Annotated in this window: 27 protein-coding genes; 22 read left to right on the top strand and 5 right to left on the bottom strand. The window is 66.6% G+C overall.

Annotation, left to right across the window (positions count from 1 at the left end; translation table 11 throughout):
* Positions 1 to 35: 35 nt before the first annotated feature.
* On the bottom strand, positions 36 to 362 hold the full coding sequence (locus BLS11_RS06970) for a hypothetical protein (protein WP_092537177.1): 327 nt from the start codon (positions 360 to 362) through the stop codon (positions 36 to 38).
* Between the two features lie 213 nt (positions 363 to 575).
* Here BLS11_RS06970 and BLS11_RS06975 point away from each other — a divergent pair, with 213 nt between their 5' ends.
* Complete coding sequence (locus tag BLS11_RS06975) at positions 576 to 788, top strand: ribbon-helix-helix domain-containing protein (protein ID WP_092535106.1); 213 nt, start codon at positions 576 to 578, stop codon at positions 786 to 788.
* A 7-nt stretch (positions 789 to 795) separates the two neighbouring features.
* On the opposite strand, the gene BLS11_RS06980 is transcribed toward BLS11_RS06975, so the two are convergent.
* The gene (locus BLS11_RS06980; RefSeq protein ID WP_092535109.1) at positions 796 to 1,215 is read right to left on the bottom strand and encodes a JAB/MPN domain protein-containing protein; all 420 of its coding nucleotides are present in this window, start codon (positions 1,213 to 1,215) and stop codon (positions 796 to 798) included.
* Positions 1,216 to 1,302: 87 nt separating this feature from the next.
* Positions 1,303 to 1,989 (bottom strand): MBL fold metallo-hydrolase, encoded by a 687-nt coding sequence (locus BLS11_RS06985; RefSeq protein WP_175454401.1) that lies wholly within the window; start codon positions 1,987 to 1,989, stop codon positions 1,303 to 1,305.
* Between the two features lie 131 nt (positions 1,990 to 2,120).
* Between BLS11_RS06985 and BLS11_RS06990 the strand changes: the two genes are divergently transcribed.
* The gene (locus BLS11_RS06990; RefSeq protein WP_092535112.1) at positions 2,121 to 2,846 is read left to right on the top strand and encodes a VOC family protein; all 726 of its coding nucleotides are present in this window, start codon (positions 2,121 to 2,123) and stop codon (positions 2,844 to 2,846) included.
* On the opposite strand, the gene BLS11_RS06995 is transcribed toward BLS11_RS06990, so the two are convergent.
* Positions 2,827 to 3,114 carry a DUF5779 family protein gene (locus BLS11_RS06995; protein WP_092535115.1) on the bottom strand — a complete coding sequence of 96 codons (288 nt, stop codon included), beginning with the start codon at positions 3,112 to 3,114 and terminating at the stop codon, positions 2,827 to 2,829. The genes BLS11_RS06990 and BLS11_RS06995 overlap by 20 nt on opposite strands.
* A gap of 415 nt (positions 3,115 to 3,529) precedes the next feature.
* Here BLS11_RS06995 and BLS11_RS07000 point away from each other — a divergent pair, with 415 nt between their 5' ends.
* The 17 genes from BLS11_RS07000 (at position 3,530) to BLS11_RS19340 (ending at position 19,486) form a co-directional block, all read left to right on the top strand.
* Positions 3,530 to 4,774, top strand: coding sequence for a LeuA family protein (locus BLS11_RS07000; RefSeq protein WP_245698857.1), 1,245 nt, complete (start codon positions 3,530 to 3,532; stop codon positions 4,772 to 4,774).
* A 385-nt stretch (positions 4,775 to 5,159) separates the two neighbouring features.
* Positions 5,160 to 6,917, top strand: coding sequence for a biosynthetic-type acetolactate synthase large subunit (ilvB, locus tag BLS11_RS07005; protein WP_092535121.1), 1,758 nt, complete (start codon positions 5,160 to 5,162; stop codon positions 6,915 to 6,917).
* The gene (gene ilvN, locus BLS11_RS07010) at positions 6,914 to 7,597 is read left to right on the top strand and encodes an acetolactate synthase small subunit (protein WP_092535124.1); all 684 of its coding nucleotides are present in this window, start codon (positions 6,914 to 6,916) and stop codon (positions 7,595 to 7,597) included. The genes ilvB and ilvN overlap by 4 nt, the downstream gene beginning before the upstream one ends.
* Complete coding sequence (gene ilvC / locus BLS11_RS07015; RefSeq protein WP_092535127.1) at positions 7,594 to 8,631, top strand: ketol-acid reductoisomerase; 1,038 nt, start codon at positions 7,594 to 7,596, stop codon at positions 8,629 to 8,631. The genes ilvN and ilvC overlap by 4 nt, the downstream gene beginning before the upstream one ends.
* Positions 8,632 to 8,639: 8 nt before the next feature.
* Positions 8,640 to 8,858 (top strand): DUF7989 family protein, encoded by a 219-nt coding sequence (locus BLS11_RS07020; RefSeq protein WP_092535130.1) that lies wholly within the window; start codon positions 8,640 to 8,642, stop codon positions 8,856 to 8,858.
* A complete protein-coding gene (leuC, locus tag BLS11_RS07025) occupies positions 8,851 to 10,272 on the top strand; it encodes a 3-isopropylmalate dehydratase large subunit (RefSeq protein WP_092535133.1) in 1,422 nt (473 codons plus the stop codon). Before BLS11_RS07020 ends, leuC begins: the two co-directional genes overlap by 8 nt.
* Positions 10,269 to 10,877 carry a 3-isopropylmalate dehydratase small subunit gene (gene leuD, locus BLS11_RS07030; protein WP_092535136.1) on the top strand — a complete coding sequence of 203 codons (609 nt, stop codon included), beginning with the start codon at positions 10,269 to 10,271 and terminating at the stop codon, positions 10,875 to 10,877. The genes leuC and leuD overlap by 4 nt, the downstream gene beginning before the upstream one ends.
* The gene (leuB, locus tag BLS11_RS07035) at positions 10,870 to 11,850 is read left to right on the top strand and encodes a 3-isopropylmalate dehydrogenase (RefSeq protein WP_092535139.1); all 981 of its coding nucleotides are present in this window, start codon (positions 10,870 to 10,872) and stop codon (positions 11,848 to 11,850) included. Before leuD ends, leuB begins: the two co-directional genes overlap by 8 nt.
* 221 nt (positions 11,851 to 12,071) lie before the next feature.
* Complete coding sequence (gene glpR, locus BLS11_RS07040) at positions 12,072 to 12,839, top strand: HTH-type transcriptional regulator GlpR (RefSeq protein ID WP_092535142.1); 768 nt, start codon at positions 12,072 to 12,074, stop codon at positions 12,837 to 12,839.
* Positions 12,836 to 13,753: a 1-phosphofructokinase gene (pfkB, locus tag BLS11_RS07045; RefSeq protein ID WP_258555401.1), complete on the top strand. Its 918-nt coding sequence runs from the start codon at positions 12,836 to 12,838 to the stop codon at positions 13,751 to 13,753. Before glpR ends, pfkB begins: the two co-directional genes overlap by 4 nt.
* A 104-nt stretch (positions 13,754 to 13,857) precedes the next feature.
* Positions 13,858 to 15,006, top strand: coding sequence for a PTS fructose transporter subunit IIC (locus BLS11_RS07050; protein WP_092535145.1), 1,149 nt, complete (start codon positions 13,858 to 13,860; stop codon positions 15,004 to 15,006).
* Positions 15,007 to 15,054: 48 nt separating this feature from the next.
* Positions 15,055 to 15,519, top strand: a complete 465-nt coding sequence (locus BLS11_RS07055) for a PTS sugar transporter subunit IIA (protein WP_092535148.1) — start codon at positions 15,055 to 15,057, stop codon at positions 15,517 to 15,519.
* Positions 15,519 to 15,788: a phosphocarrier protein HPr gene (gene ptsH1, locus BLS11_RS07060; protein WP_092535151.1), complete on the top strand. Its 270-nt coding sequence runs from the start codon at positions 15,519 to 15,521 to the stop codon at positions 15,786 to 15,788. The genes BLS11_RS07055 and ptsH1 overlap by 1 nt, the downstream gene beginning before the upstream one ends.
* Positions 15,789 to 15,791: 3 nt before the next feature.
* A complete protein-coding gene (gene ptsP, locus BLS11_RS07065; protein ID WP_092535154.1) occupies positions 15,792 to 17,495 on the top strand; it encodes a phosphoenolpyruvate--protein phosphotransferase in 1,704 nt (567 codons plus the stop codon).
* A complete protein-coding gene (locus BLS11_RS07070) occupies positions 17,492 to 17,950 on the top strand; it encodes a PTS fructose transporter subunit IIB (RefSeq protein ID WP_092535157.1) in 459 nt (152 codons plus the stop codon). Before ptsP ends, BLS11_RS07070 begins: the two co-directional genes overlap by 4 nt.
* A 282-nt stretch (positions 17,951 to 18,232) precedes the next feature.
* A complete protein-coding gene (gene fba, locus BLS11_RS07075; RefSeq protein ID WP_092535160.1) occupies positions 18,233 to 19,225 on the top strand; it encodes a class II fructose-bisphosphate aldolase in 993 nt (330 codons plus the stop codon).
* 111 nt (positions 19,226 to 19,336) lie between these two features.
* Entirely contained in the window at positions 19,337 to 19,486 is a 150-nt protein-coding gene (locus BLS11_RS19340) for a DUF7557 family protein (protein ID WP_175454402.1), read from the top strand.
* Positions 19,487 to 19,561: 75 nt separating this feature from the next.
* On the opposite strand, the gene BLS11_RS07080 is transcribed toward BLS11_RS19340, so the two are convergent.
* Complete coding sequence (locus BLS11_RS07080; protein WP_092535163.1) at positions 19,562 to 20,005, bottom strand: DUF5799 family protein; 444 nt, start codon at positions 20,003 to 20,005, stop codon at positions 19,562 to 19,564.
* A gap of 111 nt (positions 20,006 to 20,116) precedes the next feature.
* Here BLS11_RS07080 and BLS11_RS07085 point away from each other — a divergent pair, with 111 nt between their 5' ends.
* The 3 genes from BLS11_RS07085 to BLS11_RS07095 all read left to right on the top strand — a co-directional run bounded on the left by BLS11_RS07085 (position 20,117) and on the right by BLS11_RS07095 (position 23,859).
* Complete coding sequence (locus BLS11_RS07085; protein WP_092535167.1) at positions 20,117 to 21,373, top strand: HAD hydrolase family protein; 1,257 nt, start codon at positions 20,117 to 20,119, stop codon at positions 21,371 to 21,373.
* Between the two features lie 91 nt (positions 21,374 to 21,464).
* Complete coding sequence (locus BLS11_RS07090; RefSeq protein WP_092535170.1) at positions 21,465 to 22,703, top strand: mandelate racemase/muconate lactonizing enzyme family protein; 1,239 nt, start codon at positions 21,465 to 21,467, stop codon at positions 22,701 to 22,703.
* Positions 22,704 to 22,899: 196 nt separating this feature from the next.
* On the top strand, positions 22,900 to 23,859 hold the full coding sequence (locus tag BLS11_RS07095; RefSeq protein ID WP_092535173.1) for an acetamidase/formamidase family protein: 960 nt from the start codon (positions 22,900 to 22,902) through the stop codon (positions 23,857 to 23,859).
* The last annotated feature ends 4 nt before the right edge of the window (positions 23,860 to 23,863 follow it).

Consider the following 23,863-nt stretch of genomic DNA (forward strand, 5'->3'; position numbering starts at 1 on the left):
CGAGACGCGACGGACGGCGCGGGAGAACGGACGGCTTAGAACGGCAGGAGGCTCCGCAGTTGCTGTAAGAATCCGCCGGACGCCGAGGAGCGGTACTCCTCGAACACCGGGTGAAGTTGGTTCAGCAGTTCCGTCTCGGTGTCGAACTCCGAGGACGGGACCGACGAGAGCGCTTCCTCGATTGCGACGCCGTTGCCCGCGGCGTCGTACGGTATCTTCGCGTTGTCGAGGGCGCGGACCACTTCGTCGTCGGTGGCCGGGAACTGAAGCTCGGCTTCGGACAGTCGAGCGTCGAGCGCCGCGATGCCGAACTCGAGCGTGTCCGGTTCGTCCCCTCCCTGCTGTGGTGGTCTGACCGCCATTACGGTCCGGTACGTGTTCATCGTTGGAAAAACCCCCGACTGACGCGCTGGCGGGCCAGACGCCGAAAATCCGCCCTCGGCGTCGCCGTCCGACCCCCCTCGCGGTCGTCCGATTCCGCCCCGTCGAATCGCTCCCCCGTCGCCGTCGGCGGCCCTCGGAGGCGAGCGCATGCATTATACTTACACGGAACGTCGTCACCGACGAGAACGACGATGACGGACTACACCACAGTGTCCATTCCGAAGGACCTCGCGGACCGCGTCGAAGAGACCATCGAGGGGACGAGTTTCTCCAGCACGAGCGACCTCGTGCGGTTCCTCCTGCGGAGTATCGTCATCCAACACCAGAAGGAGGGACAGCTCACGGAGGCGCAGTTCGAGGAGATAACGGACCAACTCTCCGATCTGGGGTATCTCGACAGGTAAGGGGCGGTTACTCGGAGGCGAGCGACTCGTTCGGCGGGTGGGCGTCCACGACGTCGAGTCCGAACTCGCGTCCGCTCCGGTCGAACGCCTTGACCGACTCGTCGTCCCACGGCGGGACGGCGACGATGACGGCCGCGGCGAAGTCGTCCTCCCGCGTCGGTCGGGGCGGCCCCTGCGGGTGGGAGACGAATCTCGCGCGTCCGCTCCCGGCGGGCGTCCCGAGGTTCACGCCGAAGACGGCGTTGACGGAACTGCCGGCCTCGGGGAGGTAGAACGTCGTCAGTACGGGCGTTTCGGGTTCTAATCCGACGTCTCCGTCGAAGTCGCCGGCGGGCGTCGCCGCGAGGACGACGCTGACTCGCTCGGGTTCGCTCTCCTCGGCCATGTCGAGGAGCACGTCGAGCAAGCCGCGAGTGATGTGGACCACGACCGAACTACGGGAGGAGCGGATAAAAGCGTAGTCGAATTCGAGGCCGCTCGGCCGCTCTCGCGCGGCGATGACGTGGCGTCGGGATCAGGAGACCATCTCTCTGAGCACGCGGCCGTACGCGCCCGGCATGTTCCGCCGCGCGTCGTCCAACGCCCGTTCGAGTGCGCGGCCCGCCCCGGCGAGTACGCCCTCGCCGTGGCCGACGAGGACCCGTTCGGGGTCGTACCCCGAGAGGTTCGCCCGCGGCGGGAACGGTCGGCGCATCGGGTGGACGCCCAGCGTCTCGCCCGGCGCGCGGAAGAACGACGCGGTGCCCACCGACTCGGGGACGACCATCGTCCCGTCCGACCGGCGGACGAACCCCGCCTCCTGCCACGGCGGAAGCGAGGAATCGACGACGACGAACGACTCGAACCCCGAGTCGCCGAGGCGGCGGCCGAACCGTTCGACGGGCGCGTCGATCTCGTCTGCGACGCCCGCCATCCAGTCGGGGACGTACACCGAGACGCCGTGGCGGGTCGCTATCTCCGCGGCGTCGCGCTTGTGCCGGTCGAGTCCGACGACGACGCCCGCGACGTCCCCGAACTCGGCCAGTAACTCGTCTAACTCCGGCGTGTCTACCGGGTCGAACACCCAGACGCCCCCGTCGTCACCGACGACGGCGTGACTGGCCCGTTGCATCTCCTCGTCCGGGTACGCTATCCACCCGACCCCGCCGTCCCAGCGGTCGATTTCGCGGTACTCCGTCGAACCGCTCCCCTTCATCGGCATGCCCGAACAGAGGGCCGGAACGCGCTTAAACCCTCCCGCCGTGACACGTCCGCCGAGCGACGGTTCTCGCGGTCCGAGAGGGCCTCGCGGGTCGGAGGGATATATTTCGGGCCGGCGCGCGTAGGGCCGCCATGCTCACTCGCCTCTGCCGCCTCGCACTCGAAGTGAAGTACGTCGGGTCCGCCCGCGAGTTCTACGAGACTCGACTCGGGTTGGTCCCCGCAGACGAGTCAGACACGGAAGTCGCATACGACGTGGGAGAGACGACGCTGGTCCTCCGGCGACCGACCGCCGTCCCCCGCGGCGGTATCCACACCCACTACGCGTTCTCCACCACCCGGGAGGCGTACGAGGGGTGGGTCGAACGGTTCTCGGAGTTAGACCCCGTAGAGTTCTCCTTCGGGTCGTCGCGGTCGGTGTACGTCTACGACCCCGACGGGAACTGCGTCGAAGTCGGCGGCACGGAGTCGGCCGACTCGGCGGACGCGGGCGGGGCCGTCGGCCCGGACGGCGCCGGCCCACTCACCGGCATCTTCGAGGTGGTGTTGGAGGTGGCCGACGTAGACCGCGCCGAGGAACGCTACCGGGCTCTCGGCTTCGAAGTCGTAGACGAGGGCGCAGAGAGGCGGCGGGTGCGCCTCTCCGGACCGGTCGATATCGAACTGTGGGAACCGCAGTTGGGAATCGCCGACGCGCGCGGGGGCGTCCACGTCGATCTGACGTTCGCCGCGGCGGACGCCCGCGAGGCGGTCGACGCGGGCGCGCCGTGGGCCGACGGTCCGGAAGACGTAGACGGCGGCCTGCGCGTCCGCGACGCCAACGGCCACGTCCTGACGTTCAGAGACGGTCGGTGTTGATGTTCGTCCCCGGCGGCGTGACGACGAGGAAGTTCCGGAAGTGCATCAGGTTGCCGCCCATATCCTTGATTTCGCGCGCGAACCCCGTCGCCAGTTCGTTCAGGTCCCCCTCGATGGCGAGAAACAGGACGTTCCCGTTCTCGACGCTCCGTATCCACTCGTCGGGGTCGGTCGTTCCGTCGAGGGCCGCTAACACCACGTCCCCCTCTACGTCCTCCTCGTCGAGATGCTCCTCGGCGGAGGCGAGATTGAGTTTGAAGTCGCCCATATCGGTTCGGATTGGAGACCAACACGAAAAGCGTTCGGTCGTCTCGACGGTCTCCTGACTGGGAACTGACGGGACCCGGACCGGTCGCGTCGCCCCCTCGGGCCGGCGCGTGCGGCGGCGTCGCCCCCGGAGGGACCCCGATTTCGGTCCCCGGACGCTCCACGTTCGTCCACATCGGACCGCGCGCGAGGACGCCGAGAGATAGTTTCTCAAATTTCGCGTCGGAATTTACCGACCATTCGGAAATCCGACCGGTTCGGCCGCCGTCGGAATATAAGGTGATACCAACACCTTGGATTCACCAATCCCGTTTACGTCGTGCGATTAGCTCCATCGAGGCGGATGTACCGAGGGAGCGAGTACCAGCCGTGTCACTGTCTCACGGAAACGCTTATATACCGCTGTAGGTACGGGACTGATACAATGTCTCACGACAAGGAGGCTTCGTCGGATTCCCCGGCGGGTCGAGTTCTTCCAGGGCACACTAGCCCAAATTACTGAACCCGAAATTCAGAACGTACGGATTTTCGACACCACGCTGCGCGACGGCGAGCAGTCGCCACGCACCTCGTTCAGTTACGAGGAGAAGCGGGACATCGCGGCCACCCTCGACGAGATGGGGACGCACGTCATCGAGGCGGGCTTCCCGGTCAACTCGGACGCCGAGTTCGAGGCCGTGAGCGACATCGCCGCCGCCACCGACACGACCGTTTGCGGTCTGGCGCGCGTCGTCGACAAGGACGTGGAGGCCGCCCTCGATTCGGGGGTGGAGATGGTCCACGTCTTCGTCAGCACCAGCGACGTGCAACTGGCGGACTCGATGCACGCCTCGAAGGAGGAGGCCGTCGAGCGCGCAGTCGCCAGTGTCGAGCGTGCGAAGGAAGCCGGCGTCGAAGTCATGTTCTCGCCGATGGACGCCACGCGAACGGACGTGGAGTTCCTCGCCGAGATACTGGAGGCGACGGACGACGCCGGGACTGACTGGGTCAACATCCCGGACACGTGCGGCGTCGCGACGCCGACGCGCTTCGCGGACCTGATTCGGACGGTCCGAGAGCACACGTCGGCGAAGATAGACGTCCACGCCCACGACGACTTCGGGCTGGCCACCGCCAACGCGATGGCCGGCTTCGAGGCGGGCGCCTCGCAGGCGCAGGTGTCCGTCAACGGCATCGGCGAACGCGCCGGCAACGCCGCCTACGAGGAAGTCGTCATGGCCGCGGAGTCTTTGTACGACGTGGACAGCGGCATCGACACCACGCGCATCACGGAACTCTCTCGCATGGTCGAGGAGGCCAGCGACATCCCGGTGCCGGCGAACAAGCCGGTCGTCGGGCGCAACGCCTTCTCCCACGAGAGCGGTATCCACGCCGCGGGCGTCATCGAGAACTCGGACACGTTCGAGCCGGGCGTGATGACTCCCGAGATGGTGGGCGCATCGCGCGAGTTCGTCCTCGGCAAGCACACCGGCGCACACTCCGTCCGCAAGCGACTGGAGGACTCCGGCTTCGTCCCGACGGACGACGAAGTCCGCGAGGTGACGCGTCTGGTCAAAGACTACGGCGCGGAGAAAGAGCGCGTGACGGTGGACGTGCTCACACGATTCGCCCGCGAGGTGGGCGTCGAGCGCGACGACGAAGAGGAGGAGGTTCGCGCCTGATGCCGCGCGCCCCGTTCGCTCACGTCCGTGAGCCGCGGGTGCGCGACGGCCGGGCCGTCCCCTGCAATCGTTGCGCCGCGCGAAACGTTGATATGCGACCGGACGAATCGAATCAGTACGATGCGACAGCAGGCCGTACTCGGTTCGTCCGCCCCCGCCGCCCAGTCCGTAGTGGCGGCGACGGACGACGTGGCCGCTGTCCGGTCGCTCATTATTGTAGGGGCTGCCTAGCCCCTCACCTCACTTCTATCGACGGACTGCGCACCGCGTTCACAACACCCGACAACCACGAGTACCCAGTAATGGAGCACCAGCAACCCCACGCACGCGACCGACGGCGGACGTATCGACGACCGACCAGCCACTCCCGACGGGAGGCCGCGACATGAGCGAACACGCACCCCCCTCGCAGGACGACGACGACGCTGCGTCCGGGGAAGCGGCCGACCGAACGCCGGTCACCACCGGCGCGTCCTCCGTCGTCCGCGCCCTCGAAAACGTCGGCATCGAAGCCGCCTTCGGCGTCCAAGGCGGGGCCATCATGCCAGTCTACGACGCCCTCTACAGTTCCGACATCCGGCACGTGACGATGGCCCACGAGCAGGGTGCCGCCCACGCCGCCGACGCCTACGGCGTCGTCCGCGGCGAACCCGGCCTCTGTCTGGCAACGTCCGGTCCGGGCGCGACGAACCTCGTCACCGGCATCGCCGACGCCAACATGGACTCCGACGCGATGCTAGCCCTGACGGGGCAGGTTCCCTCGGACATGGTCGGGTCGGACGCGTTCCAAGAGACCGACACCACGGGCGTCACCGCACCGATAACGAAGCACAACTACTTCGCGGGCGACGCCGACAGCGTCGGCGACACCGTCGGCGAGGCGTTCGCCCTCGCCGGGCAGGGCCGTCCGGGTCCGACCCTCGTCGACCTGCCGAAGGACGTGACCCTCGGCGAGACGGACCGCGAACCCGGCCCGGCGGAGACGCCGGAGACGACGGCGCCTCAGATGGAGGCCGACCCCGACGACGTGGAGACGGCCGCGAAGGCCATCGAGGCCGCCGAGAAGCCGGTGCTCCTGTTCGGCGGCGGCGTCATCAAGGGCGACGCCTCCGAGGAGGCCCGGTCGTTCGCAATCGACCGCGGCATCCCCGTGGTGACGACGATGCCCGGCATCGGGTCGTTCCCCGAGGACCACGACCTCTGTCTGTCGTGGGCCGGGATGCACGGCACCGGCTACGCGAACATGGCCATCACGCACACCGACCTGCTGATCGCGGTCGGGACGCGCTTCGACGACCGCCTCACCGGCGGCATCGACACGTTCGCGCCGGAGGCGGAGGTCGTCCACGTCGACATCGACCCCGCCGAGATATCGAAGAACATCCACGCGGACTACCCCCTCGTGGGCGACGCGGGCCGCGTCATAGAGCAGATAGACGACGCGATGGAGCGCAGTCCGGACATCGCGGAGTGGCGCGACCAGTGTCGGACGTGGAAGTCCGAGTACCCGATGGACTACGCGACGCCCGAGGACGAACCGGTGAAACCGCAGTTCGTCGTCGAGTGCCTCGACGAGGCCACAGACGACGACACCGTCGTCACGACGGGCGTCGGCCAACACCAGATGTGGGCCGCGCAGTACTGGACGTTCACGGAGCCCCGGACGTGGGTCTCCTCGCACGGCCTCGGGACGATGGGCTACGGCCTCCCGGCCGCAATCGGCGCACGACTCGCGGCGGACGACGACCGAGACGTCGTCTGCATCGACGGCGACGGGTCGTTCCTGATGACGATTCAGGAACTGTCCGTCGCGGTCCGCGAGGAACTCGACATCACCGTCGCCGTCCTCAACAACGAGTACATCGGGATGGTCCGCCAGTGGCAGGACGCCTTCTTCGAGCGTCGCCGCATGGCGGCCGACTACGGCTGGTGCCCCGAGTTCGACAAACTCGCGGAAGCGTTCGGCGCGCGCGGGTTCCGCGTGGACGAGTACGACGAAGTCGCAGAGACCATCGAGGCCGCACTCGACTACGACGGCCCGTCGGTCGTCGACTTCCACATCGACCCCGCGGAGAACGTCTACCCGATGGTCGCCTCGGGCGCACCGAACGGAAAGTTCGCTCTGACGGAGGACCAACTATGAGTTCGGAAGACGCTGACTCGGACGACTCCCCCCCGAAGCACGGGCTGAAAGGACCCGCGCCGGAGGAACGACCGCACCCGGACGGGCGGCGCAACTCCCAAGGAATCCGCATCGACCCGGAAGTCGAGGCGGAACACGACCCCCGTCGGGCGGTCATCTCGGCGTTGGTCGAGAACGAACCGGGCGTGCTGTCGCGCATCGCGGGACTCGTCTCGCGGCGGCAGTTCAACATCGAGAGCCTCACCGTCGGCCCGACGACGGTCGACGGTCACGCCCGAATCACGATGGTCGTCGAGGAGCCCGACCCGGGCATCGACCAGATAAAGAAACAGCTCTCGAAGCTGAAGCCGGTCATCAACGCCGGCGAACTCGACGACGACGCCGTGCGCACGGAACTCGTCCTCCTGAAAGTCGAGGGCGACGAACCCGACAAGGTGCACGCCGTCACCGAGATGTACGAGGGCAAGACGCTCGACGCCGGGCCGCGGACCATCACGGTCCAACTCACCGGCGACGAGCAGAAGATAGACGACGCCATCGACGCGTTCCGCCAGTTCGGCATCATTGAGATAGCCCGGACGGGCCAGACGGCGCTTGCGCGCGGCGACCAAGCGACAGTCCCCGGAGAGAAACCCGCGACCTCCGGCGAACCGACCAAACCGACCCATACACACAAATGACGGAACTCAACACGAAGGTATACTACGACGACGACGCGGACCGCTCGCAGATCGACGACAAGACCGTGGCCATCCTCGGCTACGGCAGTCAGGGCCACGCCCACGCGCAGAACCTCGCCGAGAGCGGGGTCGACGTGGTCGTCGGCCTGCGAGAGGGCTCTTCCTCTCGCTCCGCCGCCGAAGCGGACGGTCTCCGCGTGAAGACGCCCGTCGAGGCGGCCGCCGAAGGCGACATCGTCTCCGTTCTCGTCCCCGACACCGTCCAGCCGGCGGTGTTCGAGCAGATTCGGGACAGCTTAGACGAGGGCGACACGCTCCAGTTCGCCCACGGGTTCAACATCCACTACAACCAGATTCAGCCCCCCGAGGACGTGGACGTGACGATGGTCGCCCCGAAGTCGCCGGGGCACCTCGTCCGCCGCAACTACGAGAACGACGAGGGGACGCCCGGCCTCATCGCCGTCTATCAGGACGTGACGGGCGACGCAAAGGAGGAGGCGCTGGCGTACTCGCACGCCATCGGCTGCACCCGCGCGGGCGTCATCGAGACGACGTTCCAAGAGGAAGTCGAGACCGACCTCTTCGGCGAACAGGTCGTCCTCTGCGGCGGCGTCACCTCGCTGGTGAAGCAGGGCTACGAGACGCTCGTGGACGCGGGCTACTCCCCCGAGATGGCCTACTTCGAGTGCCTGAACGAGCTCAAACTCATCGTGGACCTGATGTACGAGGGCGGACTCGAGGAGATGTGGAACTCCGTCTCCGACACCGCAGAGTACGGCGGTCTCACGCGCGGTGACCGCGTCGTGGACGACCACGCCCGCGAGAACATGGAGGAGATTCTCGAAGAGGTCCAGAACGGCACGTTCGCCCGCGAGTGGATCGCGGAGAATCAGGCGGGCCGTCCCTCCTACACCCAACTGAAGGACGCAGAAGAGAACCACCACATCGAGGACGTCGGTCGGCCCCTGCGAGACCTGTTCGCGTGGTCCGACGACGAAGAAGAAGAGACGGCGGAAGCGCCCGCGGACGACTGAACACGACGATGACAGACCGAAAACCGATGAAGGAGATAAGCCACGCGCACCCGGAGACGGGCGAGACGTTCGGCTACGACGTGTACCGGCGCGGGCCGGCCGTCGCCGACGGTGGCGAGAACCGAGACGACGCGGCGGACGAGATGTCCGACGTGGACCACACCCCCCGCGACGGCGAGGGGGCGAACGAGGTATGGAAGCGCGGCGACGGTGATGTAGATGAGTGAGGGAACGCTGTACGACAAAGTGTGGGAGGAACACACCGTCTCCGAACTGCCGACCGGCCAGACGCAACTGTTCGTCGGCCTCCACCTCATCCACGAGGTGACGAGTCCGCAGGCGTTCGGCATGCTGCAGGAACGCGACTTAGAGGTCGCGTACCCGGAACTCACCCACGCCACCGTCGACCACATCGTCCCGACGGCGGACCAATCGCGGCCGTTCCGCGACGACGCCGCCGAGGAGATGATGTCCGAACTCGAACAGAACGTCCGCGACGCGGGCATCGACTTCTCCGACCCCACGTCGGGCGAACAGGGCATCGTCCACGTCATCGGGCCCGAACAGGGACTCACCCAACCCGGCAAGACCATCGTCTGCGGCGACTCCCACACCTCGACGCACGGCGCGTTCGGCGCACTCGCGTTCGGTATCGGGACGAGCCAGATTCGCGACGTGCTGGCGACCCAGACCGTCGCGATGGAGAAGAAGGACGTCCGGAAGATAGAGGTCACCGGCGAACTCGGCGACGGCGTCGAGGCGAAGGACGTCATCCTCGAAGTCATCCGCCGTCTCGGGACCGAAGGCGGCGTCGGCTACGTGTACGAGTACGCCGGCGAGGCCATCGAGAACCTGGACATGGAGGGTCGGATGAGCATCTGTAACATGTCCATCGAGGGCGGCGCTCGCGCGGGGTACGTCAACCCCGACGAGACCACCTACGAGTGGCTGAAGGAGACCGACTACTTCCGGGAGAACCCCGAGAAGTTCGACGAACTGAAGCCCTACTGGGAGTCCATCCGCTCGGACGACGACGCCGTCTACGACGACGTGGTCACCATCGACGGCTCCGAACTCGAACCCGTCGTCACGTGGGGGACGACCCCCGGGCAGGGCATCGGCATCACCGACCCGATTCCGGCCCCGGAGGACCTCCCCGAGGACAAGCAGGACACCGCGCGACGCGCCCAAGAGCACATGCGCGTCGAACCGGGCGACACGATGGAGGGCTACCAGATAGACGTGGCCTTCCTCGGGTCGTGCACGAACGCTCGCCTCCCCGACCTGCGCCGCGCGGCGCGGGTCGTCGAGGGGCGGCAGGTCCACGAGGACGTCCGCGCGATGGTCGTCCCCGGCAGTCAACGCGTGAAGGCCGCCGCCGAGGAGGAAGGATTAGACGAGATATTCAAGGAGGCCGGCTTCGAGTGGCGCGAGGCCGGATGCTCGATGTGTCTCGGCATGAACGAGGACCAACTGGAGGGCGACGAGGCGTGCGCCTCCTCCTCGAACCGCAACTTCATCGGCCGGCAGGGGTCGAAAGACGGCCGCACCGTGCTGATGAACCCCCGGATGGTCGCCGCCGCGGCCATCGAAGGGAAAGTGACTGACGTGCGCGACCTGAAGGAGGTGACCACCGTATGACCGACGAGATACCCGAAATCGACTCCGTCTCGGGGTCGGGCGTCCCCGTCCGCGGGAACGACATCGACACCGACCAGATAATCCCGGCGCGGTTCATGAAGGTGGTCACGTTCGACGGCCTCGGCGAGTTCGCGTTCTTCGACCAGCGATTCGACGAGAACGACGACCAGAAAGACCACCCGTTCAACGAACAGCAGTTCCAAGACGCTTCGGTGATGGTCGTCAACGCCAACTTCGGCTGCGGGTCTTCCCGCGAACACGCCCCCCAAGCGCTGATGCGGTGGGGCATCGACGCCATCGTCGGCGAGTCGTTCGCCGAAATCTTCGCGGGCAACTGCCTCGCACTCGGCATCCCGACGGTCACTGCCGACCACGAGACTATCTCCGAACTCCAAGAGTGGGTCGAGGAACACCCCGACGAGGAGATAGACGTCGACGTGGAGAACGAGACGGTCACCTACGGCGAGACGACCGTCGAGGCGACGGTGGACGACGCACAGCGACGCGCCCTCACCGAGGGCGTCTGGGACACGACGGCGCTGATGAAGTCCAACGCCGACGCGGTCGCACAGAAGGCCGCTTCCCTCCCATACGTCGATGACTGAGGAGATAGTCGTCGTCCCCGGCGACGGCATCGGCAAGGAAGTCGTCCCGGCGGCGGTGTCCGTCCTCGAAGCGGTCGGCGACTTCGAGTTCGTCGAGGCCGAGGCCGGCGACGCCGTGAAGGAGGAGACGGGCGAGGCACTCCCCGAGGAGACGTACGAGTTGGCCGCCTCCGCCGACGCCACCCTGTTCGGCGCGGCGGGCGAGACGGCCGCCGACGTCATCCTACCCCTCCGCACCGCGGTGGACTCGTTCGTCAACGTCCGCCCGGCGAAGGCGTACCCCGGCGTGGACGCCCTTCGCCCGGAGACGGACCTCGTGTTCCTTCGAGAGAACACCGAGGGCGTCTACTCGGGCCACGAGGACCGACTCTCCGAGGACCTCTCGACGCTGACGCGCGTCGTGACCACCTCCGCCTCGGAGCGACTCGCCGAGTTCGCCTGCGACTACGTCGAGGACCGCGAGTACGACGGGTTCTCCGTCGCGCACAAGGCGAACGTGATGCGGGAGACGGACGGTCGCTTCCGCGACGCCGTCGTCTCCGTCGCGGAGGACCGCGGCGTCGAGACGGACGAGGTGCTGATGGACGCGTTCGCCACCCGCGTCTGTCTCGACCCGACGCAGTTCGACGTGGTCGTCTGCCCGAACCTCGCGGGCGACGTGCTCTCGGACCTCGCCGCCGGTCTGGTCGGGGGCCTCGGCCTCCTGCCGTCGGCGAACATCGGGCCCGAACGCGCCCTCTTCGAACCCGTCCACGGCACCGCGCCCGACATCGCGGGCGAGGGCGTCGCGAACCCCTCTGCGACCATCGTCTCCGCCGCGATGCTCCTCGAGTACCTCGGCTACGACGAGGAGGGCGAGCAGGTTCGCGACGCAGTCGAGGGCGTCCTCGCCGACGGGCCGCGCACGCCCGACTTAGGCGGCGACGCCTCCACGGAGGACGTGACGAACGCCGTCCTCGAACGACTCGACTGACCGCCGAGCGCGGTTTTCGTTTCTGTCTCCGTTCGTTTCTCGGTCGGACGCTCGGATACGTCCGTTCCCGGCCGCAGCGTCCGCGTAGTGCAGACCGCACCACGTCGGAGCGGTGTGTTCGTTCGTATTCGGTTTTCGCACGAATCGAACAGAGACGGGCGATTCCCGAACACAAACAATTAACAACGAACGGCGGTAATCCGCGTACACGACCGACGCCCATGTTACCCGCAGAGCGAAAACGGCGAATCGTGGAGCTCGTTTCGGCGGACGACGGACGGTCCGTCGAAGGCCTCTCGGAGGAACTCGACTACTCGAAGGCGACTATCAGGCGCGACCTTCGGGAGTTAGAGGACCGCGGCCTCATCGAACGGTCCCACGGAGGCGCAGTCCCCGTCACCACCGTCGGACGCGAACAGACCTACGGACAGAAGGAGGTACAGAACCTCGACGGGAAGCGAGCGATAGCAGACAGAGCGGTCTCGGAGATTTCGGACGGACAGGTCGTCTTCTTCGACTCCGGGACGACGACGATGCAGGTAGCCCGGAAGGCCCCGAAGGACGGGTCCATCCTCGCGGTGACGAACTCGCCGCGTCTGGCCGTCGAACTCGGCAAGGAGGACAACGACGTGAAGCTGACCGGCGGCACCCTCCGCCGCCGGACGCGCGCCCTCGTCGGGCCGACGGCGGAGTCGTTCATGGAGCGAACGAACTTCGACCTCCTGTTTCTCGGCACGAACGCCATCGACCCCGACGGCGGCCTGACGACGCCGAACGAGGACGAGGCGCGGATGAAGCAGTTGATGGTCGAGAAGGCCTCGCGCGTCGTCCTCGTCGCGGACACGACGAAGGTCGGAAAGCGGAGTTTCGTCCAGTTCGCGGACCTGTCGGACGTCGACCTGTTCATCACCGACGGTGACCTCCCGACGAGAGAGCGCGACGCGTTCGAAAACGAGGGAATGACGGTCCGCGAGGTGACTCCGGAGTGACCGACGACGTGCTGACGGTCACGATGAACCCCGCGGTGGACCACACGCTCCGAATCGACGAACCGCTGACCTCCGGGGCCGTCGCGCGGACGGACGACGTCCAGTTCGACGCCGGCGGCAAGGGGATCAACGTCTCGAAGTACCTCACTGCACTCGACGTCTCCGCGCCGGCGACGGGCTTTCTCGGCGGTCCCTTCGGCCGGATGATTCGGACGCAACTGGACGACGACGGCGTTCCGAACGACTTCGTGGAGATTCCCGACCCGACGCGACTGAACACGACCGTCCTGAGCCCGGACGCCGAGTACAAGATAAACCACGACGGCCCGACGGTCGGCGAGGACGCCGTCTCGGACCTCGTCGAACGGGTCGGAACGCACGACCCCGACACCGTCGTCGTCGCCGGGAGCCTCCCGCCCGGCGTCACGACGGACGCCGTGGACAGACTCGCCCGCGCGGGCGAGTGGGACACGGCCGTCGATACGAGCGGGTCGCTCCTCACGGAACTCGACGCGGAGTACCTCGTCTGTAAACCGAACCGCGAGGAACTGCGCGCGGCGACCGGTCGCTCGGTCGACTCAATCGAGGAGTGCGCCGCCGCCGCCGACGAACTCCGAAAGCGGGGCTTCCGCTACGTCGTCGCGTCGCTCGGACCGGACGGTGCGGTCCTCGTCTCCGAGTCGGAGTCGGTTCACGCGCCCGCGGCCGAGGCGGACGTGGTCGATACGGTCGGCGCGGGCGACGCCCTCCTCTCGGGCTTCCTCGCGGGACTGGCCCGCGGCGAATCCGAAACCGTCGCGCTACAGACCGGCGTGACCGTCGCCGCGCGCGTCGTCGCCGTCTCCGGCACTCGCGTGCCCGATTTCGACGGCGTGTTCGACGTCCGAAGCGGCGTGTCCGTCTCTCCGACCTGACCGGCGTGTTCGTTCGTGCGCTCGCACGCGCCAAAACGCTCAAAAACGTTCGTATCCGAAAGGGTTTTTGAATTCATTTAGTAACTATCGTGAAGGAGCAAATCATGTCCAAGAAGTCAGCTGAGAACGCGTACAGGTCCTACCTGACCTCGGTCAAGGAGGACCTGATGACCGGCGTATCGTACATGATTCCGTTCGTCACCATCGGCGGAATCTTCCTCGCTCTCGGCTACGCCGTGGCGGGGGTCTCCGGCACGGGCGTCGAGAACGTGTTCGACGCGACGGGGACGGTCGGGTGGTTCCTCGCGCAGATCGGGGACGCCGGCCTCACCCTCATGGTCCCGGCACTCGGCGCGTACATCGCGTACGCTATCGCCGACCGTCCGGGCCTCGCGCCGGGGTTCGTCCTCTCGTGGATACTCCAGCAGGGGGTCGTCCTGCAGTCGGCGGGTAACGCCGTCGGACTGCAGGGCGGCGAGGCCGGGGCCGGTTACCTCGGCGCACTCGTCGCGGGCCTCCTCGCGGGGTACGTCGCTCGCTGGATAAAGAACCGCGACGTCCCCGGGTTCGTCCAGCCGATGATGCCGGTGCTCATCGTGCCGGTGCTTACGGTCGCGATTCTCGCGCCGGTTCTCCTGTTCGTCGTGGGCGTTCCGGTTGCGACCGCGAACGCCGCGTTGAACTCCTACCTGCAGGGTCTGCAGGGCGGACAGGCCGTCCTCGTCGGTGCCATCCTCGGCGGGATGATGGCCGTCGACATGGGCGGTCCGGTGAACAAGGTGGCGTACCTCTTCGCCGTCGGCCTCATCGGCGAGGGCGTCTACGCGCCCATGGCCGCCGTGATGATCGGGGGGATGATTCCGCCCATCGGACTGGCCATCTCGAACTTCATCGCGCCGCACAAGTACGCCGCCGAGATGTACGAGAACGCCAAGTCCGGCATCGTCCTCGGCCTCTCGTTCATCACGGAGGGTGCGATTCCGTACGCCTCCGCGGACCCCCTGCGGGTCATCCCCTCCATCGTCGCCGGAAGCGCCGTCGGCGGCGCGATATCGATGTCGATGAGCGTCACGATGCCCGCCCCGCACGGCGGCATCTTCGTCGTCCCCCTCTCGAACAAGCCGCTGATGTTCCTCGCGGCCATCGTCATCGGATCGCTCGTCACCGCGGTCATCGCCACGGTCATCAAGCCCGACTTTGAGGACCGCATCGCCACCGAAGGAGAGACGGAGACCGCAACGTCAAGCGACTGAGGCCGAACGCAACTACCTTACAACTCCCGTTCCCATATTCGAACGAAAATGCTCGAAGATGACATCGACCGACTGTTGCCGAAAGCGCACGTCTCGCTCGAAGAGCCTCCGGCGTCGAAGGAGGCGGCCATCGAGTATCTCCTCGACCTCATCGCCGAGAACGGTCGGGTGACCGACCGCGAGACGGCGCTCGAAGCCCTGCACGAACGCGAGAAGGAGGCGACCACCGGCGTCGGCATGGGTATCGGCATCCCGCACGCGAAGACCGAGGCCGTCGAGGAGCCGTCCGTCGCGTTCGCTCGCTCCACCGAGGGAATCGACTTCGACGCGATGGACGACGAGCCCGCGAAACTGCTGTTCATGATTCTCGTCCCCGCGGAGGGCGGCGAGGAGCACCTCCAGATTCTCAGTTCGCTCTCGCGTGCGCTCATGCACGAGGACGTCCGCGAGAAACTGCTGGAGGCCGACAGCAAAGACACCGTCCAGAACACCGTCCGGGAGGCGGTCGAGTGATGCCCGAACGCGTCGTCACCGTCGTCCCCGAGGACGGCCTGCACGCCCGTCCGGCGTCGCTGTTCGTCGAACGGGCGAACGAGTACGACGCGACGGTCGAAGTCGGCCCCGCCGACGGCGACCTCGTGAACGCGTCGAGCATGCTCTCGGTCACCGGTCTCGGCGTCGCCGCGGGCGACGAAGTTCGCCTCGTCGCGGAGGGCGACGACGCGGAGGCGGCGCTCGACGCTCTGGAGGAGATACTTACCACGCCCGAGGACGAACTGTAAGCCATGACCGAACGACGAATCGACGGCATCGGCGTGACGCCCCTCTCGGGGGTCGGGACGGTCGTCTGGTACTCGCCGGACGCGGAACTCGACGACCCGCCGGAGCCCGACTCGGTCGATACGGAGGCCGAGACGGCCCGGTTCGAGGACGCCCGGACGACCGCCCGAGAGGAACTGAAAGCCGAACGCGAGCGAACGGCGGAACGCGTCGGCGAGGACGAGGCGGCGGTGTTCGACGCGCACGTCCAGTTCCTCGACGACCCGCAGATAACCGACGGCGTGAGCGACCGCATCGAGGGCGGACTCCCGGCCGAACACGCCGTTTCCGAGACGTTCGCGGAGTTCATCGAGCAGTTCGAGGGGATGGAGGGCCGGATGGCCGAACGCGCCGACGACCTGCGCGACGTACGCGACAGACTCGTTCGCGTCCTCTCGGGCGGCGAACGCGTGAACCTCGGCGACCTGCCGGAGGGAAGCGTCGTCCTCGCGGAGCGACTGACGCCCAGCGACACGGCGCAACTGGACCCCTCGAAGGTGGCCGGCTTCGTCACCGTCGCGGGCGGCCGCACGTCGCACGCGGCCATCTTCGCCCGGTCGCTGGCGCTTCCGGCCGTCGTCGGCGTCGGCGACGAACTGCACGAAGTCGAAGACGGCACCGACGTGGTGGTGAACGGCACCGACGGCGTCGTCACCTTCGACCCCGACGAGGAGACGCGGGAGGCCGCCGCGGGCGGCGACGACGCGGACATCCGCGACGAACCCGTCTCGACGGCCGACGGCACGGAGATAGAAGTCGCCGCCAACGTCGGGACGCGAAAGGATCTCGGCCCGGCGACGGAACGCGGCGCGGACGGCATCGGCCTCTACCGCACCGAGTTCCTCTTCCTCGACAGGGAGTCGCCGCCGGACGAAGAGGAACAGTACGAGGCGTACGTCGAAGCACTCGACGCGTTCCCCGAGGGGCGCGTCGTCGTCCGAACGCTCGACGTGGGCGGCGACAAGCCCATCGACTACCTCGATTTGCCCGAGGAGGAGAACCCGTTCCTCGGCGAACGCGGCATCCGTCGCTCCCTCGGCCCCGACTCGGACCTCTTCGAGACGCAACTCCGCGCACTCCTGCGCGCCGCGGGGTCCGAGAACGGCGAGGGATTGGCCGTCATGCTTCCCCTCGTCGCCACCGTCGAGGAGGTTCGGGCCGCCCGCGAGACGATGGACGAGGTGGCCGCCGACTTAGACGACGAGGGCGTCGAGTACGCCCGCCCCGAGTTCGGCGTGATGGTCGAGACGCCCGCGGCGGCGTTCGTCGCGGACGAACTCGTCGAACACGTCGAGTTCTTCAGCATCGGCACGAACGACCTCGCGCAGTACGTGATGGCCGCCGAACGAGGCAACGAACGCGTCTCCGAACTCGGCGACTACCGTCAGCCCGCGGTCCTGCGGGCCATCCGCGCGACGGTCGAAGCGACGGAGGGCACCGACGCCTGGGTCGGCATGTGCGGCGAGATGGCCGGCGACCCCGACCTGACGACGTTGCTCTTGGGCCTCGGACTCGACGAACTCAGCATGAGCGCGGTCACCGTCCCGCAGGTCAAGGAGGCGGTGACCGAGACGACCCTCTCGGACGCTCGGGCTCTCGCCGAGGACGCCCTCGAAGCCGGCACAAAAGATGAAGTACAGCGCGTGTTAACAAATAACATCCAACAATGAAACTAGTCGCAGTCACGTCCTGTCCCACCGGTATCGCACACAGTCAGATGGCAGCGGAGAACCTCGAACAGACCGCCGACAGACTCGGCCACGACATCAAAGTCGAGGTCCAAGGCGCGATGGGCGCGGAGAACGAACTCAGCGGCGACGACATCGCCGGCGCGGATGCGGTCATCGTCGCCTCCGACACCTCCGTCTCCCGGGACCGATTCGAGGGCAAGCCCCTCGTCAAAGGGACCGTCAAAGACGGCGTCAACGACCCCGAGGGCCTCATCGAACAGGCCGCCGAACTGGTCGAGAGCGGAGAGTCGGGAACGGTCGAACTCGGCGACGCCGCCGACGGCGATGCCGACTCGGCGGGCGAACCCGCGGCCGACCCCGCGCCGCAGCAACAGCGTCGCGGCGGCGACAGGGAGAAAGGCTTGTTCGCCCGCCTGAAGAAGCTCTTCTCGTAACCTCCCTTTTCGCGGGTCGCTCTTTTCGGCCGCCGCGAGTCGCTCCGGTGCGGATTTCCGCGCGTCCGGACGGACAACAAACACAATCGAGTTAGAGCGGTCACGGACAGTCACGAACCACGGTCGGTTCGGGCGTTATCTCGGCCGGTCGAACGAACGCGATGAACGCTCTCGGTCTATTTTATCGGCGTCTCGCGCGGAATCGAACAAACGAGCAGAAACAGTACGCCTTCGCATACGTTATTACGCTCCCTCGTGAGAATTCGAACGAGGTGACACAGATTGCCGTTCTACGGCGGAGATAAACTCGCACAGGTGTACGACGAGGCCCTCGAATCGGGGTTCGGCCTCGTCGCAAGCAACGTGGCCGAACCGAACGTCATGATGGGGCTGATGGAGGGCGCGGACCGCGCGGACTCGGACCTCCTCCTGCAGATGAGCGGCGGCGCGTGCTCGTTCGCGGGCGACGGCGACCCCGTGGCCGGCCTGAAGGCGATGGGGAACTACATCGAGGTGATGGCCGACAGACACGACGTCGGCGTCTTCCTCAACATGGACCACCAGACGGACATGGAGTTCATCGAGACGCAGATGGAACTCGACGTCCCCTCCTCGATAATGATAGACGCCTCCCACGAACCGTTCGAGGAGAACGTCGAACGGAGTCGCCGCGTCGTCGAGATGGCCGACGAGAAGGGCGCCGACGTCCTCGTCGAGGCGGAACTCGGCCAGATAAAGGGCGTCGAGGACGAAATCGAGTCCGAGGAGGCGTTCTACACGGACCCCGAACAGGCCGTCGAGTTCGTCGACCGGACAGGATGCGACCTGCTGGCGATTTCGGTCGGGACGCAACACGGCGTCGCCAAGGGGAAGGACCTCGAACTGCGCCCGGACCTCGCGGCGGACATCCGGGAGGCCCTGCGCGACCACGGCCTCGACACGCCCCTCGTCCTGCACGGGTCCTCGGGCGTCCAACCGGACCAACTCCGGCAGATGCTCCAGCACGGCATCTGCAAGGTGAACAAGGACACCCGGTACCAGTACGAGTACACGCGGACGGCGTACGACCTCTACCGGGAGACCCCCGAGGCCATCGTGCCGCCGGAGGGCGTCGAGGACGACCGAGATACGTTCTTCAACGACACCGAGTGGTCGCCGAACAAGGACGTGTTCGACCCCCGCGTCGTCGGCCGGGACATCCGCGCCCGAATCGCGGACGTCCACGCCGACTTGGCGGAGGTGGCCGGAAGCGCGGGCCAGAGCCTCTACAAGTGAGGCGTCGTGGGTCGGAGTCGCGCCGACGCTCTCGACGTATTTCCGCCCAGACGTTATCGAATTGTGACATCCTCCCCGGTGCTTAAGTCTCTCGCAGCCGATTTCTCACCTATGCCGCAGATTACCCTCGACGAAGAGACGGTGTCACGCCTCGACAGCCTGCGGGTGGAAGACGAGGACTACGACGAGATAATAACCGAACTCATCAACATCTACGAGGCCGAGGAGATGACGCTGTTCCACGGCGGCGACGAAATCTAATCGGCCGGGAGTCGAGTTCGCGTCGAGGGGACGGCGCGTTGCGGGAGTCGGCGGCGGACCGTCGGCGTCCTCGCGTCACTCCTGATACGCGATACGAACCTGTTCCCACTTGCCGCGATTTTCGAGGTGGTTCTGTAGCTCGTCTGCGTACTCCTGCACCAGTCGCTCCGCCGCGTCCAGTCGCTGTTGGTCGACGCCGCTACCGCCGCCGAGTCCGAGTGCGCCCTTTATCGAGTCGAACAGTCCGCCGCCCGAACTCCCGCCGTCGCCGGGCGACCCGCCCATCTGCGCCATCTGCGAGCGGACGTTCTCCAGTTCGGGCATTATCTGCGGCAGTTTCTCCGTGTCGGCGACGATGCGCGCCTCCTCGGGGTCGGAGGCGTTCGCGATCTCGAACTCCGTCGCCGTCATGATGAGTCCCCACTCCTGTCGGGTGAACTCCGAGGCGGTGACTCGGTCGTTGAACTCCCTGTCGACCGTCATCCGGTCGCCGACGATGGTGTCGGTCCAGTCAGACATGCCACGGCGTACGGATAGCAACCGTTTGAGGGTTTCCCCATCGGAACCGCCGCCCGCGGCAGACGTCGCCGAGCGTGCACCCTTTTTCACCCCGGAGTGCAGGGAGTCAGTATGGAGCGGTACGACCTCATATTCCGTCTCTACGCCGACTTCGACGCGGAGGGACTTCGCGACGTACAGGACTTCCTCGACGTGTTTCCCCCGGTGGACTCCCGGACGGCCTTGGACTACTGGCAGGACGCGAGCGACGAACTGGAAGAACGGAAAGACGAGATACGCGAGGCGTTCGCCGCCGGCGACGAGTTCGCCGAGATGGCCGCCCGCGCCTCCCGAGACCAAGCGTTCACCGCGTTGGACCTCCACTCGAAGTACGACCGCGGGGTGAACGCGTTAGTCCTCGACGTGGACGAGACGCTCCGGTCTGCGGGCCGGACCGACAACGAGATTCCGCGCCAGACCCTGCACCTCCTGACGCAGTTCCACGAGGCGGGCGTCCCCATCGTCATCTGCACCGGGCAGACGCTCGAAAACGTCAAGGGGTTCATGATTCAGGGTCTCGGCAACGAACTCGTCCACTCGGGCGACTTCAGCATCGTCTACGAGGCCGGAACCGGCGTGTTCACGCCCGGACACGGGTCGCAGACGAAGAAACTCCTCTACGACGGGTTGGACTCGGAGGTCCGCGAGGTGTTCGACGAGGTTCGCTCGCGCGTCCTCCCGCAGGCCCCCGACGACCTGCGCGAGTCGGTCCACCTGCAGGGCAACGAGTTCAACGTCACGCTGAAGCCGAACTTCGACATCGGCAGCGACAGGGCCGAGGCCGTCATCGACCGCGGTCTGGTCTACCTCGTGGACCTCCTCGGCCGCGCGGTGTACAACGCCGCGGACGTTCCGGACGTCGCCGCCGAGGACGCAGACCCCGAGGGGTGGGCGCGGGCGTACTACGCCGAGGCCGACCCCGAGATTACGACGGTTCTCGACGCCGAAGACGCCGCGCCGGAGTGTGTCCCCGAGGACGTTCCGGACCCGATTCGGTCGCTCTTCGAACGCATCGACGTGGCGTACTACCACGCCGACGCGGCGGAAATCGGCTCGCTCGAACTCAACAAGACCGAGGGCGTGAAGGCCGCCCTCGACGTTCTCGACGTCTCGGACCCGTTCGTCCTCGTGATGGGCGACAGCAAGTCCGACCTTCGCGTGATGCGGTGGGCGGAGGAGGAGTCGGCCGGAATCGCGGCCGCGCCGGAACACGCCTCCGAGGACGTCCTCGACCACGTCCGAAGCACCGACGAACTCGTCTACGACCGGGGCGACGCCGCCTCGATGCTCCGCATCGCGTACGTGCTGAACGTCCTCGACGAACTCTGATCCCCTCGCCGTCCGCCGACTCGCCGGGGTCGCTTCCGACGCCGCCCGTCGGAGTGCAAAGATTTACACTTTATCGAGTAAACTCGGAACTATGAGCAAAGACTACTCGGAACTCCACGACCCGAACGCGGAGTACACGATGCGAGAGCTGTCCGCAGAGACGATGGGTGCCACCGCAAAAAGGGGTGGCGGCCGCGACGTCGAAATCACCGACGTCCAGACGACGATGATAGACGGGAACTTCCCGTGGACGCTCGTCCGCATCTACACCGACGCGGGCGTCGTCGGCACCGGCGAAGCCTACTGGGGCGCGGGCGTCCCCGAACTCATCGAACGGATGAAGCCGTTCGTCGTCGGCGAGAATCCCCTCGACATCGACCGACTGTTCGAGCATCTCGTCCAGAAGATGTCCGGCGAGGGCTCCGTCGAGGGCGTCACCGTCACCGCCATCTCCGGCATCGAGATTGCGCTTCACGACCTCGCGGGCAAGATTCTCGACGTTCCCGCCTACCAACTGCTCGGCGGGAAGTACCGCGACAAGGTCCGCGTCTACTGCGACTGTCACACCGAAGAAGAGGCCGACCCCGAAGCCTGCGCCGACGAGGCGGAACGAGTCGTCGAAGAACTCGGCTACGACGCCCTAAAATTCGACCTAGACGTGCCCTCGGGCTTCGAGAAGGACCGCGCGAATCGCCACCTCCGCCCCGGCGAGGTTCGCCACAAGGCCGAAATCGTCGAGAAAGTCACCGAGCGAGTCAAAGACCGCGCTGACGTCGCCTTCGACTGCCACTGGACGTTCTCCGCCAACTCCGCGCAACGCCTCGCGGCCGCCATCGAAGACTACGACGTCTGGTGGCTAGAAGACCCCGTCCCGCCGGAGAACCTCGAAGTGCAGGAAGAGGTCACCAAGTCCACGACGACGCCGATTACGGTGGGCGAGAACCGCTACCGCGTCACCGAGGAACGCCGCCTCATCGAGAACCAAGCAGTGGACATCATCGCGCCGGACCTGCCGAAAGTCGGCGGCATGCGCGAGACGCGGAAAATCGCGGACGTTGCGAACCAGTACTACATCCCCGTGGCGATGCACAACGTCTCTTCGCCTATCGCCACGATGGCCTCCGCGCACGTCGGCACGGCCATTCCGAACTCGCTGGCCGTCGAGTACCACTCCTACGAACTCGGTTGGTGGGACGACCTCGTGGAGGAGACGGTCATCGAAGACGGCTACATCGAGATTCCCGAAAAGCCCGGCCTCGGTCTGACGCTCGACATGGACACGGTGGAAGAGCACATGGTCGCAGGCGAGACTCTCTTCGACGAAGAATAACTTCGTCGAGCCAGCGAATCTCTGATTCGCGCTGTTCGACGAGGCGTAAGCCGACATCGAGCACGTGACGAACAGCGTCACGGAGTTCGACGAAGAATAACTCCGTCGAGTCCCGACCGACAGGCGTCGCGGCGACGTCTCTCGTATCTTTTCGGCAACTACATCTTGATAGTCTCCGGGCGCGTGGGTCGGTACCGTGCCCCCCGACGACCACACCGTCGACTACGAACTGAGCGACCAAGACGAGAACGTCCACCACGTCTGGGACGACGGCATCGACCCGGCGGTGACGGTCGAACCCGGCGACGTGGTCCGCTTCGAGTGTCGCGACGCGTTGAACGGGCAGGTCGGCCCCGACGGGACGGTGGAGGACCTCGTGAACGTCGACCTCGACCCCGTCCACCCCCTCACCGGCCCCGTGCGCGTCGAGGGCGCGGAACCGGGCGACGTGTTGGCCGTCGAACTCCTCGACTTCGAACACAAAGGGTGGGGGTTCACCGGCTTTCTGCCCGGCGAGATGGGCCTCGGCCTCCTTCCGGAGGAGTTCGAGGAGGGCGGCCTGCACGTCTGGGAGTTCGACGGCGACACCGCGGAGTTCGTAAACGGCATCGAGATTCCGCTGGACCCGTTCCCCGGCATCATCGGCGTCGCGCCCGGCGCGGAGGGCGAACACGACACCCTCCCGCCGCGCGACGTCGGCGGCAACGTAGACGTAAAGCAGATGACCGCCGGTTCGACGGTGTACCTCCCGGTGGAAGTCGAGGGCGCGTTGTTCTCGACGGGCGACTGCCACGCCGCGCAGGGCGACGGCGAGGTGTCCGTCACGGGCGTCGAAGCGCCGATGTTCGTCACCGCGCGGTTCGACGTACTGACGGAGAAGTCCATCGAGCAACCGGAGGTGGAGACGACGGGACCGTTCACGCCGACGGGCGCGGACGAACCGATGTACGCGACGACCGGCATCGCCGACGACCTGATGGCGGCGACGAAGAAGGCGATACGGCACATGATAAACCACCTCGAAGCCGAACGGGACCTGACGCGCGGGGAGGCGTACATCCTCTGTTCGGCCGCGGTGGACCTCAAGATAAGTCAGGTCGTGGACGCGCCCAACTGGACGGTGACGGCGTTTCTCCCCGAGAGCATCTTCCCCTGACTCC

It is taken from the genome of Halopelagius longus (assembly GCF_900100875.1).
Lineage (GTDB): Archaea > Halobacteriota > Halobacteria > Halobacteriales > Haloferacaceae > Halopelagius > Halopelagius longus.

Coding starts and splice junctions, on each gene's coding strand:
- BLS11_RS06970 (WP_092537177.1), bottom strand. CDS start 362: ATGGCGGTCAGACCACCACAGCAGGGAGGGGACGAACCGGACACGCTC.
- BLS11_RS06975 (WP_092535106.1), top strand. CDS start 576: ATGACGGACTACACCACAGTGTCCATTCCGAAGGACCTCGCGGACCGC.
- BLS11_RS06985 (WP_175454401.1), bottom strand. CDS start 1,989: ATGCCGATGAAGGGGAGCGGTTCGACGGAGTACCGCGAAATCGACCGC.
- BLS11_RS06990 (WP_092535112.1), top strand. CDS start 2,121: ATGCTCACTCGCCTCTGCCGCCTCGCACTCGAAGTGAAGTACGTCGGG.
- BLS11_RS06995 (WP_092535115.1), bottom strand. CDS start 3,114: ATGGGCGACTTCAAACTCAATCTCGCCTCCGCCGAGGAGCATCTCGAC.
- ilvB (WP_092535121.1), top strand. CDS start 5,160: ATGAGCGAACACGCACCCCCCTCGCAGGACGACGACGACGCTGCGTCC.
- ilvN (WP_092535124.1), top strand. CDS start 6,914: ATGAGTTCGGAAGACGCTGACTCGGACGACTCCCCCCCGAAGCACGGG.
- ilvC (WP_092535127.1), top strand. CDS start 7,594: ATGACGGAACTCAACACGAAGGTATACTACGACGACGACGCGGACCGC.
- BLS11_RS07020 (WP_092535130.1), top strand. CDS start 8,640: ATGACAGACCGAAAACCGATGAAGGAGATAAGCCACGCGCACCCGGAG.
- leuC (WP_092535133.1), top strand. CDS start 8,851: ATGAGTGAGGGAACGCTGTACGACAAAGTGTGGGAGGAACACACCGTC.
- leuD (WP_092535136.1), top strand. CDS start 10,269: ATGACCGACGAGATACCCGAAATCGACTCCGTCTCGGGGTCGGGCGTC.
- leuB (WP_092535139.1), top strand. CDS start 10,870: ATGACTGAGGAGATAGTCGTCGTCCCCGGCGACGGCATCGGCAAGGAA.
- glpR (WP_092535142.1), top strand. CDS start 12,072: ATGTTACCCGCAGAGCGAAAACGGCGAATCGTGGAGCTCGTTTCGGCG.
- BLS11_RS07050 (WP_092535145.1), top strand. CDS start 13,858: ATGTCCAAGAAGTCAGCTGAGAACGCGTACAGGTCCTACCTGACCTCG.
- BLS11_RS07055 (WP_092535148.1), top strand. CDS start 15,055: ATGCTCGAAGATGACATCGACCGACTGTTGCCGAAAGCGCACGTCTCG.
- ptsH1 (WP_092535151.1), top strand. CDS start 15,519: ATGCCCGAACGCGTCGTCACCGTCGTCCCCGAGGACGGCCTGCACGCC.
- ptsP (WP_092535154.1), top strand. CDS start 15,792: ATGACCGAACGACGAATCGACGGCATCGGCGTGACGCCCCTCTCGGGG.
- BLS11_RS07070 (WP_092535157.1), top strand. CDS start 17,492: ATGAAACTAGTCGCAGTCACGTCCTGTCCCACCGGTATCGCACACAGT.
- BLS11_RS19340 (WP_175454402.1), top strand. CDS start 19,337: ATGCCGCAGATTACCCTCGACGAAGAGACGGTGTCACGCCTCGACAGC.
- BLS11_RS07080 (WP_092535163.1), bottom strand. CDS start 20,005: ATGTCTGACTGGACCGACACCATCGTCGGCGACCGGATGACGGTCGAC.
- BLS11_RS07085 (WP_092535167.1), top strand. CDS start 20,117: ATGGAGCGGTACGACCTCATATTCCGTCTCTACGCCGACTTCGACGCG.
- BLS11_RS07090 (WP_092535170.1), top strand. CDS start 21,465: ATGAGCAAAGACTACTCGGAACTCCACGACCCGAACGCGGAGTACACG.